This is a genomic window from Roseivivax sp. (assembly GCF_054552075.1).
In genome coordinates, this window is the sequence record NZ_JBTOLZ010000006.1 from 23,695 (window position 1) to 40,806 (window position 17,112).

At 70.7% G+C, this 17,112-nt stretch carries 13 protein-coding genes; 5 read left to right on the top strand and 8 right to left on the bottom strand.

Going from position 1 to position 17,112, the window contains the following annotated elements; translation table 11 throughout:
• Positions 1-156: 156 nt before the first annotated feature.
• The 4 genes from ACX938_RS06430 to rsmI all read right to left on the bottom strand — a co-directional run bounded on the left by ACX938_RS06430 (position 157) and on the right by rsmI (position 3,580).
• Entirely contained in the window at positions 157-1,053 is an 897-nt protein-coding gene (locus ACX938_RS06430; protein WP_459430422.1) for an alpha/beta hydrolase fold domain-containing protein, read from the bottom strand.
• On the bottom strand, positions 1,050-1,985 hold the full coding sequence (gene gshB, locus ACX938_RS06435; protein ID WP_459430423.1) for a glutathione synthase: 936 nt from the start codon (positions 1,983-1,985) through the stop codon (positions 1,050-1,052). Before gshB ends, ACX938_RS06430 begins: the two co-directional genes overlap by 4 nt.
• Positions 1,986-2,219: 234 nt before the next feature.
• Entirely contained in the window at positions 2,220-2,561 is a 342-nt protein-coding gene (locus tag ACX938_RS06440) for a YraN family protein (RefSeq protein ID WP_459430424.1), read from the bottom strand.
• A gap of 152 nt (positions 2,562-2,713) precedes the next feature.
• Complete coding sequence (gene rsmI / locus ACX938_RS06445) at positions 2,714-3,580, bottom strand: 16S rRNA (cytidine(1402)-2'-O)-methyltransferase (protein ID WP_459430425.1); 867 nt, start codon at positions 3,578-3,580, stop codon at positions 2,714-2,716.
• A gap of 112 nt (positions 3,581-3,692) precedes the next feature.
• Between rsmI and ACX938_RS06450 the strand changes: the two genes are divergently transcribed.
• Positions 3,693-4,871: a penicillin-binding protein activator gene (locus ACX938_RS06450; protein WP_232753380.1), complete on the top strand. Its 1,179-nt coding sequence runs from the start codon at positions 3,693-3,695 to the stop codon at positions 4,869-4,871.
• Positions 4,831-7,653, top strand: a complete 2,823-nt coding sequence (locus tag ACX938_RS06455; protein ID WP_459430426.1) for a [protein-PII] uridylyltransferase — start codon at positions 4,831-4,833, stop codon at positions 7,651-7,653. Before ACX938_RS06450 ends, ACX938_RS06455 begins: the two co-directional genes overlap by 41 nt.
• Positions 7,654-7,999: 346 nt before the next feature.
• Here the strand turns inward: ACX938_RS06455 and ACX938_RS06460 are convergent, their stop codons facing one another.
• Positions 8,000-8,218, bottom strand: coding sequence for a hypothetical protein (locus tag ACX938_RS06460; RefSeq protein ID WP_459430427.1), 219 nt, complete (start codon positions 8,216-8,218; stop codon positions 8,000-8,002).
• Positions 8,219-8,358: 140 nt separating this feature from the next.
• Between ACX938_RS06460 and ade the strand changes: the two genes are divergently transcribed.
• Positions 8,359-10,053, top strand: coding sequence for an adenine deaminase (ade, locus tag ACX938_RS06465; RefSeq protein WP_459430428.1), 1,695 nt, complete (start codon positions 8,359-8,361; stop codon positions 10,051-10,053).
• A gap of 359 nt (positions 10,054-10,412) precedes the next feature.
• Positions 10,413-11,681: a DEAD/DEAH box helicase gene (locus ACX938_RS06470; RefSeq protein ID WP_459430429.1), complete on the top strand. Its 1,269-nt coding sequence runs from the start codon at positions 10,413-10,415 to the stop codon at positions 11,679-11,681.
• Between the two features lie 113 nt (positions 11,682-11,794).
• On the opposite strand, the gene ACX938_RS06475 is transcribed toward ACX938_RS06470, so the two are convergent.
• The 3 genes from ACX938_RS06475 to ACX938_RS06485 form a co-directional block, all read right to left on the bottom strand.
• Positions 11,795-12,958 (bottom strand): M20 aminoacylase family protein, encoded by a 1,164-nt coding sequence (locus tag ACX938_RS06475; protein WP_232753376.1) that lies wholly within the window; start codon positions 12,956-12,958, stop codon positions 11,795-11,797.
• 65 nt (positions 12,959-13,023) lie between these two features.
• Positions 13,024-14,367: an NAD(P)/FAD-dependent oxidoreductase gene (locus ACX938_RS06480; protein WP_459430430.1), complete on the bottom strand. Its 1,344-nt coding sequence runs from the start codon at positions 14,365-14,367 to the stop codon at positions 13,024-13,026.
• A gap of 173 nt (positions 14,368-14,540) precedes the next feature.
• Entirely contained in the window at positions 14,541-15,647 is a 1,107-nt protein-coding gene (locus ACX938_RS06485; protein ID WP_459430431.1) for an anhydro-N-acetylmuramic acid kinase, read from the bottom strand.
• 76 nt (positions 15,648-15,723) lie between these two features.
• Between ACX938_RS06485 and tyrS the strand changes: the two genes are divergently transcribed.
• Entirely contained in the window at positions 15,724-17,013 is a 1,290-nt protein-coding gene (gene tyrS / locus ACX938_RS06490) for a tyrosine--tRNA ligase (protein ID WP_459430432.1), read from the top strand.
• Positions 17,014-17,112: the final 99 nt, after the last annotated feature.

Here is a 17,112-nt window from a genome sequence, read left to right on the forward strand (position 1 = left end):
GATGAACGCGCCCCGAGGCTCGGCCCCAGGATCTCCAAGCTCTTTGCGCCCTGCCCCTTTCGGACCACGTTATATGTCTCGCGTTCCGCGCTCCGCCTTGTCCCACGCCGCGCCCAACTCCTGCCGGGCTACGCTGAAAGTCTCCCGCGCCGCGCCCTACCCCTCGCCCGCCGCATCGAAAACCTCCCGCAGCCAACCCGCCGTCACCTCCAGACTCTCCCGCGCCTCGGGCAGGTAGCCGTCGAAGAGCTGCCAGACATGCGGCAGATCCGGCCGCGCCTCCTCGGTGATCTCGGCCCCGAAGTCGCGCAGCCGGGCCGCCATGCGGGTGCTGTCGTCGCGCAGGATCTCGCCCGCGCCGTATTGCAGGAAGACCGGCGGGCAGCCCGGGAAGTCCCCGTAGAGCGCCGAGGCCCGGGGGTCGCGCGGATCCGCGCCGCCGAGATAGAGCCCCGCCACCTCGCCCAGCCGGCCCGCGGGCAGGACCGGGTCGGCCTCGGCGTTGAGATGCAGGCTCTCGCCGGTCAGCGCGAGATCCGTCCAGGGCGAGAAGGCGAAAGCCCCGCGCGGCGGCGTGCCGGCGCGGCAAAGCGCGCCAAGCAGCGCCAGCGCCAGCCCGCCGCCTGCCGAATCGCCGCCCAGGACGATCTGCCCCGGCGCATAGCCCTGGGCGATCAGCCGGTCCCAGGCGGCGCGGGCGTCCTCGAAGGCGGCGGGAAAGACATGCCGGGGCGCGCGGCGGTAGCGCGGGGCGCAGACCTCGATGCCCGCCAGCCCCGAGAGCAGCCCGAGCGGCCCGAGGTAGCCCTCGGGGCTGCCCGCCACATAGCCGCCGCCGTGAAAATAGAGGATCACCGCCCCGCCCCGGCAGGGCCCGGTGCTGATCCAGTGCAGCCCGCCCGGCCGGACCAGGTGGCGCAGGTAGGGCGGGCGCCGCAACAGCCTGCGGAAGAGGTCGACCCGGCCCGCCCGCGCGGGGTCGATCAGCCGCGCCAGGAGCGGCTTCACGACGTAGCGCAGGGGCTTGTCGAAAAGCCGGGCCTGCCAGCTCATCCGCGGCGCGCTTCGATCGCCTCCCAGATGCGGGCGGTGACATTGACGCCGTCGAACCGCTCGAGCTCCTGGAGGCCGGTGGGCGAGGTCACGTTGATCTCGGTGAGATAGTCGCCGATCACGTCGATGCCGACGAAGATCTGGCCGTGCTCGCGCAGGTGCGGGCCGATGGCGGCGCAGATCTCGCGGTCGCGGTCGGTCAGGGCCACCTTCTCGGGGCGGCCGCCGACATGCATGTTGGAGCGCACCTCGCCCTTGGCCGGCACCCGGTTGATCGCGCCGACGGGCTCGCCGTCGACCAGGATGATGCGCTTGTCGCCCTTGGAGACCGCAGGCAGGTATTTCTGCACGATCAAGGGCTCGCGCGAGAAGCCGGTGAACATCTCGTGCAGCGAGGACAAGTTGCCGTCCTCGACCGAGAGCTTGAAGATCCCCGCCCCGCCGTTGCCGTAGAGCGGCTTGAGGATGACGTCGCCATGCTTGGCGCGGAAGGCCTTGAGCGTGGCGAGGTCGCGCGCGATGGCGGTCGGCGGGGTCAGCTCGGGGAAGTCGAGGACCAGGAGCTTCTCGGGGAAATTGCGCACCCAGAAGGGGTCGTTGACCACCAGCACCTTCTCCGAGAGCCGCTGCAGCAGGTGGGTGGTGGTGATGTAATGCATGTCGAAGGGCGGGTCCTGGCGCAGCCAGACCACGTCGAACTCCGTCAGGTCGCGTTCCTCCAGGGCGCCGAGGGTGACATGATCGCCCTCCTTGCGGCGCAGGGTCATGGCCTGGCCCCGGGCGGTCACCGCGCCCTCCTGGTAGGCCAGCGCGTCGGGGCGGTAGTAGAAGAGCTCATGCCCCCGCGCCTGGGCCTCCTCCGCGATGCGGAAGGTGCTGTCGGCGTTGATGTCGACGGCCTCGATCGGGTCCATCTGGATGGCGACTTTCATGCGGGGGCCCCCTTGGCGCTCGGATTGTGTCTTGGCCAAGAGATGCGCCAAAGCGCGGCCGGGGGCAATGCCGCGCCGGAGCGCAAGCGGAGGGTCAGGCGCCGGGGTGTATGGCTGCGGCATCGAGATGCTGAGCGCCCGCCGGCGCGCCGGGTCGTCAAGCGTCCGCACCCGAAGGCCCCAACGCCCGCTCCGCAAAGACAACCGAACACGGCGCCTTCACCCCGACCCGCCTCAGCCCATCAGCGCGTTCTCGATCACCCGCATCTCGCCGTGCGCATTGACCAGCGCCACGTCCACCCGCGCCTCGGTCAGCGAGCCGCGCGGCTCCCCGCCCAGGAATTCCTCGGCGGTGCGCATGATGCGCGCGGCCTGGCGCGGCGTCAGGGATTCCGCCGCCCGGTCGAAGCTGCGGCTTTTCTTGACCTCGACGAAGATCACCCCGTCGCCGTCGCGCAGCACCAGATCCAATTCGCCGCCGCGCCCGCGCCAGCGGGTCGCGGCCAGCGCATAACCACGACGGTGGTAATCGGCGGCCACCGCCGCCTCGGCGGCCAGGCCTGCGTGATAGGCCACGGCCCCCGCCTGGGCCCGGGCGTCACGCCCGCGCGCCCCGCCGTCACGCGCCACCGACACATCTGCAGACACAACAGCAGCCCCGTCCCGCCCCTTCGGCCAGACCCGACAGCCGCTTTGCGCCCAGAGCGGCATCTGCCCCGCGGCGCCCGTCACCCGTCCCGATCCTTCTGCATCTTCATCGCCTCCTGATAGACTGGGCGCTTGCGGATGCCGTACATCGCCGCGACGTAATCCGCCGCGTCCCGCACCGACATCGTCTCCAGCGCCGTCTCCAGGCTTCTGGTTACATCCATTTCACTAATTTTCTCCGAACGCCCGCGGTCCACCAGGACCACCACCTCGCCCTTGGGCGGGCTTTCGGCGTAGCTTTCGGCCAGCTCGGCCAGGGGCGCGCGGCGCAGCTCCTCGAAGCGCTTGGTCAACTCGCGGGCCACCGCCGCGGGCCGCGTGCCGCCCAGGACCTCGGCGGCGTCACCCAGCATCGCCGCCACCCGCCGGGGCGATTCGTAGAAGACCAGCGTGCCCGGCACATCGGCCAACTCGCCCAGCGCCCGGCGCCGCTGCGACGCCTGGTTGGGCAGGAAACCCGCGAAGAAGAACCGGTCGGTCGGCAGGCCGGCCAGCGTCAGCGCGGTCACCACCGCCGAGGCCCCGGGCGCCGAGGTCACCGGGAAACCCGCCTCCTGCACCGCGCGGGCCAGATCGAAGCCCGGATCCGAGATCATCGGCGTGCCCGCCTCGGAGGCATAGGCCAGGCTCTTGCCCGCCGCCAGTTCCGCCAGGAGCCGCGGCCGCATCTTCGCCCCGTTGTGCTCGTGGTAGGCCAGGACCGGCCGGCCGTTCAGCGCCACGCCGTGGATCTCGAGCAGCCGCCGCAGCGCGCGGGTGTCCTCGGCCGCCAGCACATCGGCCTCCGCCAGCACGTCGAGCGCGCGCAGCGTGATGTCGCGCGCGTTCCCGATCGGCGTCGCGACCAGCGTCAACCCGGGCGAAAGCCCGCCTTTGTCCGGTTTCATGGTTGGACCTGTATTCCCGCTACACTATTCTGCTCGGAAGCCGACAGACCTCCGCGCGGGCCCCCCACACGCCCGACCGCGGCAATACACGGACCGAGGGAGCCCGATCACAATGTTTGCTCTGTTTCATGCCGCCCGCAAGGCGCTCCGCTTACCCGCGGGGCTCCTGGGCCTCGCCGCGCTGACCGCCTGCGAAGCCACCAACTTCGGGGCGCTGCCCTCGGGCGGCGGGGGCGCACGGCTCGACGCCAGCCAGCCGGTGCCGGTGGCGCTCCTGGTGCCGCGCTCGGACGCCAACGCCGGGACCATCCCGCGCGATCTCGAGAATGCCGCGCGCCTGGCGAGCCAGAACCTCGGCGGGGTCAGCGTCGACCTGCGGGTCTATGACACCGCCGGCCAGCCCGCCACCGCCTCGGCGGTCGCCCAGCAGGCGGTCGACGAGGGCGCGGTGGTGATCCTCGGCCCGCTCTACGGCGAGGCGGCCAATGCCGCGGCCATCGCGGTGGCCGACGACGGGGTCAACGTGTTGAGCTTCTCCAACAACCCCACCATCGCCGGCGGCAACCTCTTCGTGCTCGGCCAGACCTTCGAGAACGCCGCCGACCGGCTGGTCGGCTACGGCGCGAGCCGCGGGCGCGACGACATCGCGGTGCTCTACCAGGACAATGTCGCGGGCCAGATCGGCCGCACCGCCGTGCAATCCGCCGCCGCGACCCATGGCGCCCGGGTGGTCGGCAGCGAGGCCTATGCGCTCAACACCGAAAGCCTGACCTCGGCCATCGGCCGCGTGCAGCCGCTGGTCGATGCCGGCACGGCGGATGCGCTTTTCCTGACCGACAGCTGGGAAGGCGGCCTCTCGGTGGTGCTGCAGCTCGCGCCGGAACAGGGCATCGACCCGACCGCGGTGCAATACATGGGCATGACCCGCTGGGATTCGCGTCCCGACGGCTTCCGCCTGCCCGGCGTCGAGGGCGCCTGGTTCACCCTGCCCGACCGCAACGCCATGGCGCAGTTCGAGGCCCGCTACACCGAGGCCTATGGCGCCAGCCCGCATCCGCTGGCCCCGCTCGCCTTCGACGGGGTGGCCGCCATCGGCGCGCTGGTCCGCCAGGGCGCCTCGGTCGACCGCGCCGGGCTGACCCAGGGCGCTGGCTTCCAGGGGGCGACCGGTGTATTCCGGCTGCTGAACGACGGCACCAATCAACGCGGCCTGGCCGTGGCGACCATCGAGAACCAGCAGGTGAGCATCATTGACCCCGCCCCGCGCGCCTTCGGTGGCGCAGGCTTCTGAGGAGCCCCCGACCCAGACCCCGGAGCCACCCGAGCTGGTCGCGCCGGTCGCCGAGATCCTCGATCTCGAGGCCGAGCGCGCCGCGCTCCGGGCGGCGCTCTCCGAGGCCGGTGCCGCCGCCGAGGGCGAGCGCGCCGTGCGCGAGATCACCGTGAAACGCCTCGCCGCGGCCCAGAGCCGCGGCCGGGCCCGCATCGCGGAAGCCTTCGCAGAGGCGCCCTTCCGCGCCCGCGAGACCACCCGCGCCTATACCCATGTCACCGATTGCATCGTCGCCCTGGCCTTCGAAGTGGCCACCGAGGTGCTGCATGTCATGCCCAATCCCACCGAGGCCCAGCGCATCGCGGTCCTGGGCGTCGGCGGCTACGGGCGCGGCGAGATGGCGCCCTTCTCGGACGTCGATCTGCTGTTCCTGACGCCCTACAAGATCACCGCCTGGGCCGAGAGCGTCATCGAATCGATGCTCTACATCCTCTGGGATCTGAAGCTGAAGGTCGGCCATGCCTCGCGCACGGTGAAGGACTGCCTGCGGCTCGGGTCCGAGGACTTCACCATCCGCACCGCGATGCTCGAATCGCGGCATCTGACCGGCCATGCGGCGCTGTCCGAGGAGCTGGAGACCCGGCTGCGGGCGGATCTCTTCCTCGGCACCGAAAGCGAGTTCGTCGCCGCCAAGCTCGAGGAGCGCGACGCGCGCCACATGAAGCAGGGCGGCCAGCGCTACGTGGTCGAGCCCAACGTGAAAGAGGGCAAGGGCGGGCTGCGCGACCTGCAATCGCTCTACTGGATACTGAAATACGTGCATCACACCGAGGATGCGGCGGCGCTGCTGAACCAGGGCGTCTTCCGCCCCGAGGAATACCGCACCTTCGTCGAGGCCGAGGCCTTCCTCTGGGCGGTGCGCTGCCACCTGCACCTGGTCGCGGGCCGGGCCATGGAGCAGCTCACCTTCGACATGCAGGTCGAGGTCGCCGAACGCCTGGGCTTCACCGACCGCGGCGGACGGCGCGGGGTCGAGATCTTCATGCAGACCTATTTCCGCCACGCCGTGGCGGTGGGCGACATGACCCGCATCGTGCTGACCTCGCTCGAGGCCGACCAGAAGAAGGAGGCGCCGCTCCTGGCGCGGATCTTCAACCGCCCGCCCAAGGTGCGCAGCGGCTACGAGGTCACCAACGGCCGGCTCGCCATCGCCGACGAGGACGCCTTCCTCTCGGACAAGATGAACATCCTGCGGCTCTATTCCGAGGCGCTGCGCACGGGGCTCCTGATCCACCCCGACGCGATGCGGCTGATCCAGGCCAACCTGCATCTGATCGACGACGAGATGCGCAACGCCCGCGAGGCGCAGGGCATCTTCCTCGACCTGATGCTGAAGCACGGCAACCCCGACCGGGCGCTTCGGCGGATGAACGAGCTCGGCGTGCTCTCGGCCTTCATCCCCGAGTTCGAGCCGATCGTGGCGATGATGCAGTTCAACATGTATCACAGCTACACGGTGGACGAGCACACCATCCAGTGCATCTGGCACCTCTCCGAGATCGAGGAGGGCAACCTGGTCGAGGAGCTGCCGGTGGCCTCGACCATCCTCAAGGACGGGGTGAACCGCCGGGTGCTCTACGTGGCGCTGCTTCTGCACGACATCGGCAAGGGCCGGGACGAGGACCATTCGGTCCTCGGCGCCAAGATCGCCCGGGTGGTGGCGCCGCGGCTCGGGCTCAACAAGTCCGAATGCGCCACGGTGGAATGGCTGGTGCGCCATCATCTCCTGATGTCCGACATGGCGCAGAAGCGCGACATCGCCGATCCGCGCACGGTGCGCGACTTCGCCAAGGCGGTGAAGACCAAGGAGCGGCTCGACCTCCTCTGCGTGCTGACCGTCTGCGACATCCGCGGCGTCGGGCCGAACACCTGGAACAACTGGAAGGCCGCGCTTCTGCGCGCGCTCTACCGCCAGACCCGCCGGGTGCTCGAGGACGGCATGGAGGCCATCACCCGCGAGAACCGCGGCGCCGAGGCCAAGAAGCTCCTGCGCGAGAAGCTCCCGGACTGGGACAAGAAGGACCTGCGCACCGAGACCGCGCGGCATTACGAGCCCTATTGGCAGGGTCTGCATGTCACCGCCCATGTGATCTTCGCCGAGCTCCTGCGCGGCATCGGCACCGACGAGATCCGCATCGACATCCATCCCGACGAGGATCGCGACGCGACCCGCGTCTGTTTCGCCCTGGTCGACCACCCCGGCATCTTCGCCCGGCTCGCGGGCGCGCTGGCGCTGGTCGGCGCCAACGTGGTGGACGCGCGGACCTATACCTCCAAGGACGGTTTCGCCACGGCGGTCTTCTGGGTGCAGGACGCCGAGGGTCATCCCTACGAGGCCAGCCGCCTGCCCCGCCTGCGCGCGATGATCGACAAGACGCTGAAGGGCGAGGTCGTGGCCCGCGAGGCGATCAAGACCCGCGACAAGATCAAGAAGCGCGAGCGCGCCTTCCGGGTGCCGACTTCGGTGGCCTTCGACAACGACGGCTCGGAGATCTACACGATCATCGAGGTCGACACGCGGGATCGGCCGGGGCTTCTTTATGATCTCGCCCGGACGCTGGCCGAGGCGAACATCTACATCGCCAGCGCGGTGATCGCGACCTACGGCGAGCAGGTGGTCGACAGCTTCTACGTGAAGGACATGTTCGGGCTGAAGTTCTACACGCCCTCGAAGCAGCGGGTGATCGAGCGCCGCCTGCGCGCGGCGATCGAGGAAGGGGCGAAGCGCGCGCGGGATTGAGTTTTTTTTGATGGTGTGAGGGGCTGGCTGTTGGGATCTGCCGGGGCGCCCGATTTGGTGTGAGACCCCGCTATGCTGAAGAGGACTGAGGCTGGGGCCCGCATTCGAAGCACAGCCCCTTTGCCGCTTTTGCGAACCAAGCCGCCCCACAGTCCAAACGTCTCCTACCCGCGCCCCCCTCACCCCGCACCACAGAGGGCGCGCGCCGGACCGGGGGCCGGCGCTGCTGACCTCTGAGCTGCGTGCTTTATCCCAGCCAGGTCAGGACTAGCGGCGATCTATGCGCCTCGCCCACAAGAGCGCCGGCCCAAGGGGCCGGTCCGGCGCGCGCCCGGCACCTTCGGTGCTATTCGGGCGCAAGAGGGTGCGGGTGGCCAAGGGTGGCGCGGAAAATGCGCTGTCGGGGAGCGCACCACGACACCACGACCGACACCAGCACCAACAGCAACACCGACACCGACACCGACACCGACACCGACACCGACACCGACACCGACAACCACAACCACAACCACAACGACAACGACAGCGACAGCGACAGCGACAGCGACAGCGACACGGCCACTACAACACCGCCACACCACCCGAACCAAACCACCCCGACCCTCACCACCCCAAACCTCCCCCCTCGCGCCCGCCCGCGTTTCCCGGCACACTCCCGGCGCGAACCGCCCGCCCCCAGCACAAGCCCGAAGGACCCCGCCCATGCCCGACCTCTCCGACCGGATCGCCGCCGCCCGCGGGGAGACCCCCGCCGACCTCGTCCTGCGCGGCGGGCGGGTCCTCGACCTGGTCACCGGAGAGCTGCTCGAAGGCGATGTCGCCATCCAGGGCGACCGCATCGTCGGCACCTGCGCCGCCTACGAAGGGCGCGAGGTCATCGACGTCTCGGGCCTCACCCTGGTGCCGGGCTTCATCGACACCCACCTGCACGTCGAATCCTCGCTGGTCACGCCTTTCGAGTTCGACCGCTGCGTCACGCCCTTGGGCGTCACCACCGCGATCTGCGACCCGCATGAGATCGCCAATGTCATCGGCGCCGATGGCATCCGCTACTTCCAGGCCGCCTCGGAGCATCTGCTCCTGGACCTGCGGGTGCAGCTGTCGTCCTGCGTGCCTTCGACCCATATGGAGACCGCCGGGGCGGAGCTCTCCGCCGAGGACCTCGCGCCGCTGCGCGGCCATGCCTCGGGCATCGGGCTTGCGGAGGTGATGAACTACCCCGGGGTGATCCACCGCGACCCGGGCATGATGGAGAAGCTCGCGCTCTTCGAGGGCGGGCACATGGACGGGCACTGCCCGCTGCTCTCCGGGCGCGACCTCAACGCCTATGTGACCGCCGGCATCCGCACCGAACACGAGGCCACCAGTGCCGGTGAGGCGCGCGAAAAGCTGCAGAAGGGCATGCGCGTGTTGATCCGCGAAGGCTCGGTCTCCAAGGATCTCGAGGCGCTGCAGCCGCTCCTGACCGAGCGGACGGCGCCCTACATGTGCCTCTGCACCGATGACCGGAACCCGCTCGACATCGGCGAAGAGGGGCACCTCGACCACATGATCCGGCGGCTGATCGCGCTCGGCACGCCGGTGCTCGCGGCCTATCGCGCGGCCTCGCTCTCGGCGGCCGAGGCCTTCGGGCTGAAGGACCGCGGCCTCATCGCGCCGGGCTACCGCGCCGACATCGTGGCGCTGCCCGACCTGGCCGATTGCCGCGCGCAGATGGTCTTCGCCGGGGGGCGGCGCGTGACCGAAGCCGCCTTTGCCGCGCGGGGCAAGATCGCGCCGGTGGGCCGCGGCTCGGTCAAGGCGCCGGCGCTGAGCGCCGCCTCCTTCCGCGCCCCCGGCAACCGCGCCGAGACCCCGGTGATCGGCATCCGCGAAGGCCAGATCCTGACCGATCACCTGACCGAGGAGATCACCCCCGAGGACGGCGACAAGCGCCCCGACCCGGAGCGTGACCTCTGCCGCATCGCGGTCGTCGAACGGCACGGGCGGAACGGCAATATCGCCACTGGCTTCGTTCGCGGCTTCGGGCTCAAGGCCGGGGCCATCGCCTCGACGGTCTGCCACGACCACCACAACATCGCCTGCGTCGGCGTGGATTACGCCGACATGGCGCTGGCCGCCGCGCGCCTCTCCGAGATCGAGGGCGGCTTCGCGGTCGCCCGCGACGGCGAGATCCTGGCCGAGCTCGCCCTGCCCGTGGCTGGGCTCATGTCGCTTGAGCCCTTCGAGGAGGTCCGCGCCCGGCTCGACGAGCTGCGCGCCGCCGCCAAGGGCCTCGGCGTGACCCTGGGCGAGCCCTTCCTGCAATTGGCCTTCCTCGCCCTGCCGGTGATCCCGTCCTTGAAGATCACCGACCGCGGGATGGTGGACGTGGACCGGTTCGAGTTGATGGTCTGACGGGGGGCGAGGGGCGGGCTCTCCGCCCTCCTAGCGTGGCCCTCGCACCCGGCCCTAGACAGCCCCAAACGCCCCGCCATGCGCCACGCCCAACCCCGCCTCTCACCTGCCGCCCCTTGACGCGGCGGGCAAAAAGGCGCATCTGCCCCGAAGCACTGCGCAGCCGCGTGAGCTTGCCGTGGCCCTTCTGGCCCCAGTGCACCGCCATTCAGTTCCCCATCACGCAGGGTTCCTGACGCGACGCCGGAGAGCGCGGGACACCCCCCGTGCGCATAGGCCTCGCGGACCCGCAGCGCGGCCGCCTGATGCGGCCCAGATCCGGGCGCGGCCAGAGGGCCGGCGCCTCTGAAGGACAGATATTGTACGATTTCGACATGCTCGGCCTCTCGCCGATCCTCAACGACGCCCTGGCCCGTGCCGGGCTCACCCAACCCACCCCGATCCAGAACAAGGCCATCCCGCTGGCGCTCGAGGGCCATGACGTCCTGGGCCTCGCCCAGACCGGCACCGGCAAGACGCTCGCCTTCGGCCTGCCGCTCGTCGAGCATCTGCTCGCCGCGCCGGGCAAGCCCGCGCCGAAGACCGCCAAGGCGCTGATCCTGGCGCCCACGCGCGAGCTGGTGAACCAGATCGCCGACGGCCTCGGCAAGCTGACCTCCGAGACCCGCCTGCGGGTCGTCACCGTGGTCGGCGGCCAGTCGATCGGCCGCCAGATCAAGGCGCTCTCGCGCGGGACCGACATCCTGGTCGCCACCCCGGGCCGGCTCATCGACCTGATGGAGCGCGGCGCGGTGGACCTCGGCCAGGTGCATCACCTGGTCCTCGACGAGGCCGACCAGATGCTCGACATGGGCTTCATCCACGCCCTGCGCCAGATCGCGCCGCATCTCGGCACGCCGCGCCAGACCATGCTGTTCTCGGCCACCATGCCGAAGCAGATGGAGGAGCTTTCGCGCGCCTATCTGCACTACCCGCGCCGGGTCGAGGTCGCGCCTCCGGGCAAGGCCGCCGACAAGGTCGACCAGAAGGTGCATTTCCTGGAAAAGGGCGACAAGCCCGCGCGCCTGCGCGAGATCCTGACCGAGGACCAGGGCGCCCTGACGCTGGTCTTCGCCCGCACCAAGCACGGCGCGGAGAAGCTCAAGAAGGGGCTCGTGGCGCATGGGATCGAGGCCGCCTCGGTGCATGGCAACAAGAGCCAGGGCCAGCGCGACCGCGCCATCGCCGCCTTCCGCAAGGGTGAGATCACCGTGCTGGTGGCCACCGATGTGGCCGCCCGCGGCATCGACATCCCGGGCGTGGCTTACGTGGTGAACTACGACCTGCCGAACGTGCCCGAGAACTACGTGCACCGGATCGGCCGCACGGCGCGCGCGGGCCGGGACGGCACCGCCATCGCCTTCTGCACCCCCGAGGAGGTCGATCTGCTCTCGGCGATCGAGAAGACCATGAAGGTCTCGGTGCCGGTGGCGAGCGGCGAACGCCCCGCCGGCGGCAACGACCCGGCCCCGGGCGGCCGCCGTCGCGGCGGTGGTGGCGGAGGCGGCCGCGGACGCGGCAAGCCGCAGGGGGCCTCCCCCGCCGGGAAGACGCGGCCCCGCCGCTCGCGCCGCCGCCGCGCGGCCTGAGGAGAGGCGCCGCAGGGCGCGCTGCGCGACGGCGCCGCCCTGACAGCGAGACGCAAAAAAGCCGCGCCGGGTCGCCCCCGGCGCGGCTTTTTCATGCGGATATGGCCCCGGGTTCAGCCCGCGGGCAGGCGCTGCTCCACGATCTCGGCCCAGAAGGAACAGCCCGCCGGGATCGCCGCGTCGTTGAAGTCATACTCGGGGTGATGCACCGCCGCGGTCTCGCCGTTGCCGACGAGGATATAGGCCCCGGGCCGTTCTTCGAGCATGAAGGCGAAATCCTCGCCGCCCATGATCAGCGGCGCCTCGGCGCAGTCGCCCGCCACGGCGCGCCCCGCGGCGGCGGCATGGTCGGTCTCGGTCTCGGCGTTGACCATGACCGGGTAGTTGCGCTGGTAGTCGACCCGGGCCTCGGCCCCGAAGGCGCGGGCGGTATGGGTGGCGATCTCGGTCAGCCGGGTCTCGGCGAGGTCGCGCATCTCGGGCGCGAGAGTGCGCACCGTGCCGCGCAGGGTCACCCGCTGCGGGATCACGTTGAAGGCCGTCGAGGAGGTCTGGAAGGAGGTCACCGAGACCACGATCTGCCCGGTCGGATCGGCGTTGCGCGCGGCGATCGACTGAAGCGCGGTGACCACCTGCGCGGCGGTCACCGTGGGGTCCACGGTCTCGTGCGGTTTCGCGGCATGGCCGCCCCGCCCCTCGATCACGATGTCGAAGACATCGGTGGCGGCGAAGAAGGGCCCGGGGCGGATCTGGAAGGCGCCGACCGGCACGCCGGGCCAGTTGTGCATGCCGTAGACCTCTTCGATGGCCCAACGCTCCATCAGCCCGTCGTCGCACATCTCGCGGCCGCCGCCGCCGCCCTCTTCGGCGGGCTGGAAGATCACCACGCAGGTGCCGTCGAAGTTGCGGGTCTCGCAGAGATACTTGGCCGCGCCCAGGAGCATGGCGGTATGGCCGTCGTGGCCGCAGGCATGCATGGCGCCCTCGGTCTTGGAGGCATAGTCGAGCCCGGTCGCCTCCTGGATCGGCAGGGCGTCCATGTCGGCGCGCAGCCCGATGGTGCGGCCCGAGCCATTGGCCTTGCCGCGGATCACGCCGACGACGCCGGTGCGGCCGATGCCCTCGGTGACCTCGTCGCAGCCGAAGTCGCGCAGCTTCTCGGCCACGAAGGCGGCGGTGCGATGGGTCTCGTAGAGGATCTCGGGGTGCTGGTGCAGGTCGCGCCGCCAGGCGGTGATCTCTTCATGCAGCTCGGCGAAACGGTTCTTGACCGGCATGGGGGCTCTCCTCGGGGTTGGATCGGCGCGAGCCTGCCCGAGCCCGCCCCCGCCCGCAAGTGGGCTCAGAGGTTCGGGCCTGGCACCATCTTCGAGCCGTCGGAGAAGCGCGAGAGGCGAAAGCGGTGCAGGTCGTGGCCCGGCTCTTCGCCAAGGGCCAGCGCGGCGGCGATCCGCCCGAAGGCCGGGCCGATGCCGAAGCCATGCCCGCACATGCCGGTCGCCACGGTCAGCCCGGGCAGATCGGCGACCCGGTCGACCACCGGCACCACGTCGGGCAGCACGTCGATCATCCCCGCCCAGGCGGTCCTGACCCGCACCTCGCCCAGTTCCGGGAAGGTCGCGGCGAAGGCGCGGGCGGCGGCCTCGGCCTTGTCGCGGTTGGGCGGCGGGTTGAGGATGCGCATCGCCTCGAAGGGCGAGGCGGAATCCTCGGCCCAGGTCCGGGGCGTGCGCCAGCCGTCGGGGAAACCCTCGGGCGCGCGCAGCCGCAGCTTCACCTCGAAGCCGCCCTGGCGCAGCACCGGCAGATATTGCCGCACCGCCCGGACCGCATCGGGCCCGGGGTAGAGCTCGGAGAGGGTCGAGGGCGCCAGCGTGTAGCCGCCGTCCGCGCGCGGCCGGAAGGCCAGCCGGTCGTCGACGCCCGCGGTGCCGGTCACCTGCGGCAGGGGCCCGGTCTCGAGCGCTGTCGAGCGCACCGAGAGCTGCGGGATCGACACCCCGTGACGGCGCAGGAAGAGCGAGGACCAGGCCCCGCCTGCGAGGATCACCGCGTCGCATTTCACCCGGCCCTTCTCGGTCACCACCCCGGTGACCCGCCCGGCCTCGATCTCGAGGGCGCGGACCGCGCAGCGTTCGACCACCCGGGCGCCGGCGTCGCGCGCCATGCGGGCCAGTTCCGGCACCGCGACCCAGGGCTCGGCCTTGTGGTCGGTGGGCGTCTGCAGCCCGCCGATCCAGTCGGCCTTGGCGCCGGGCAACGCCTCGCCCAGCTCCGCCCGCGACAGCATCCGCGAGGAGACGCCGTAGGTGCGCGCCTCCGTCAGCCAGTCTTCGTAGTTCGCCAGGCTCGTCTCGGAGCGGGTGAGGTAGTTCACACCGATCTGCTTCAGCCCGAGCCTTCCGCGCGCGGCAGTGTCGAGCTCCTGCCAGAGGTTCTGGGCCTCCTGGGCGATCGGGATCTCGGCCATGTCGCGACCCTGGACCCGGATCCAGCCCCAGTTGCGCGAGCTCTGCTCGGCCGCGATCCGGCCCTTTTCCAGAAGCGCGACCTCGTGGCCCTGGCGCGCCAGGTGCAGCGCCGCCGTGGTGCCGATCACCCCGCCGCCGATGACCACGACCGCGGCGCGTCCCGGCGGCGCATCGCCGTGTTCGGTGGGCGTGGGAAGCGTGAAGGGAAAGCTCATGCGGGCTCCGGACAGCTGTTCGCGCGGGGCGGCATCGGGAATAACAACGGCACCGCGCGGGGCGCGCGGCGGCTCGGCGGATATGTCATGGAACGGCAGCTCCTTTGGCACAAGCCTATCGGACGGCGCGGGCGGCGGCGAGGGCGGGCACCCCCCTCGGCCCCCTCACGGGCCTAGCCCTGTGGCCGCGAGACCTCACCCCCGCCGACCGCGGCGCGGACCCCGGTGGTCGAGGGCCCGCTGGTCGGCAGCCCGCGCGCCACGCGCACCGCGAGATAGGCAAAGGCCTGGGCCTCGAGCATGTCGCCATCGAGCCCCGCGGCCTCCACCGGCTCGACCGGGCAGTCGAGCCCGGCGCGCAGCATCTCCATCAGCACGGGGTTCTTGCGCCCGCCCCCGGTCACCAAAAGCCGCTCCGGCGGGGCCGGGCAATGCTCCATCCCCTGCATGACCGCGGCGGCGGCCATGGCGGTCATCGTGGCGGCGGCATCGGCGTCATCCAGCTCGCGCACGAGATCGAGCATCAGCGCGAAATCGTCCCGGTCGAGCGACTTCGGCGGCATCTTGCGGAAATAGCCCTCCTCGAGGAAAAGCTCGAGCGCCCCGTCGACCACCTGCCCGCCCGAGGCCAGCGCGCCGCCCTCGTCGAAGGGCAGGCCCCGGCGCTCGGTCATCAGGTCGTTGATCGGCGCGTTGGCGGGGCCGGTGTCGAAGGCCAGGCAGGCCCCCGGCGCCTCGGGCGCGGGGCAGCGCGGGTCGAGCCAGGTCAGGTTGCCGAAGCCGCCGAGGTTCAGGAAGGCCATGGGCGCCTCGGCCCCGATCCACTTGGCGCAGGCGAAATGGAAGAAGGGCGCGAGCGGCGCGCCCTCGCCGCCGAGCCGCACGTCGGCCGAGCGGAAGTCCCAGACCACCGGCAGGCCCAGCGCCTCGGCCAGCGCCGCGCCGTCGCCGGTCTGATGGGTGCCGCGCCCGCGCGGCTCATGCGCCAGGGTCTGGCCGTGGAAGCCGACAAGCTCGGCGCCCGAAAAGCCCGCCAGCACCTCGCGATGGGCGGCCTCGACCACGGCGCGGGCGGGCGCGACCTCGGGGGCGTCCGGCCAGCAGCCCAGGGCCGCGCGCAGGGTCCGGGTCTCCTCAGGGGTATAGGGCCTATAGGCGGTTTCGCCGAAGTCGTGGATGCGCAGCCCGTCGGTCCGCAGCATCGCCGCGTCCACCCCGTCGAGCGAGGTGCCCGACATCGCTCCCAGTGCCCAGATCGGACCGCCCGTCGCCCTGCCCATGCTTGCCTCGAAAACCGGTTTTCAAACCTTGTCCTGCCGCCTTATATCGCACCGTCTGGCGACGAAAGGAAAGACCATGACCTACCACCCGAAATCGGACTTCATGCGTGTCATGATGGAGCGCGGCTTCCTGGCCGACTGCACCGATTACCAGGGCCTCGACGAGGCGCTGTCGGGCGGGCGGGTCACCGCCTATATCGGCTATGACGCGACGGCGAAATCGCTGCACGTCGGGCATCTGCTGAACATCATGATGCTGCGCTGGCTGCAGAAATGCGGCCACCAGCCGATCACGCTGATGGGCGGGGGCACCACCAAGGTGGGCGATCCCTCCTTCCGCGCCGACGAGCGGCCGCTGCTGACGCCCGAGGCGATCGACGCCAATATCGACGGCATGCAGCAGGTCTTCGCCAAATACCTGAGCTACGACGCCGGGCAGAGCGCCATGCCCTCGACCGGCGAGGCGGTGGGCGAAGACAACCCCGCGCTGATGCTGAACAACGCCGAATGGCTCGACGGGCTGAACTACCTGGAGTTCCTGCGCGACATCGGGCGGCATTTCTCGGTCAACCGGATGCTGTCCTTCGAGAGCGTGAAATCGCGGCTCGACCGCGAGCAGTCGCTGTCCTTCCTCGAGTTCAACTACATGATCCTGCAGGCCTACGACTTCCTGGAGCTGAACCGCCGCTACGGCTGCGCGCTGCAGATGGGCGGCTCGGACCAATGGGGCAACATCGTCAACGGCATCGACCTGACCCGCCGGGTGCTCGACCAGGAGATCTTCGGGCTGACCTCGCCGCTTCTGACCACCGCGGACGGGCGCAAGATGGGCAAATCCGCGGGCGGGGCGATCTGGCTCAACGCCGACATGCTGTCGCCTTACGAGTTCTGGCAGTTCTGGCGGAACACCATGGATGCCGACGTGGGCCGCTTCCTGAAGCTCTTCACCGAGCTGCCGGTCGAGGACTGCGAGCGGCTCGGCGCGCTCGACGGGGCCGAGATCAACGAGGCCAAGGTGGTGCTGGCCGACGAGGTCACCGCGCTTTGCCACGGGCCCGAGGCCGCCGAGGCCGCCAAGGCCACCGCCCGCGAGGTCTTCGAGAAGGGCGGCGCGGGCGAGGACCTGCCGACGCTCGAGCTGAGCGCCGAGGAGGTGGCCGAGGGCATCTCGGTGGTGCAGCTGATCGTCCGCGCGGGGCTGGCGAAATCCGGCAAGGAGGCCAAGCGGCTGATCTCGGACAACGGCGCGCGGATCGACGACGCACCGCTGACCGACGCCGGGATGATGCTCGACGCGGGCGCGCTCTCCGCGCCGGTGAAGCTGTCCGCCGGCAAGAAGCGGCACGCGCTGGTGAAGCTGGCGTGAGAGGGTGATGGGCTGCGCCTGGCGGGGAGCCGGGCGTGGGTTTACGCGCTTGGTGCGGGCGCTGGTGAGGTGTGCGCTTGGGGTTGAGCCGGGCGTGGG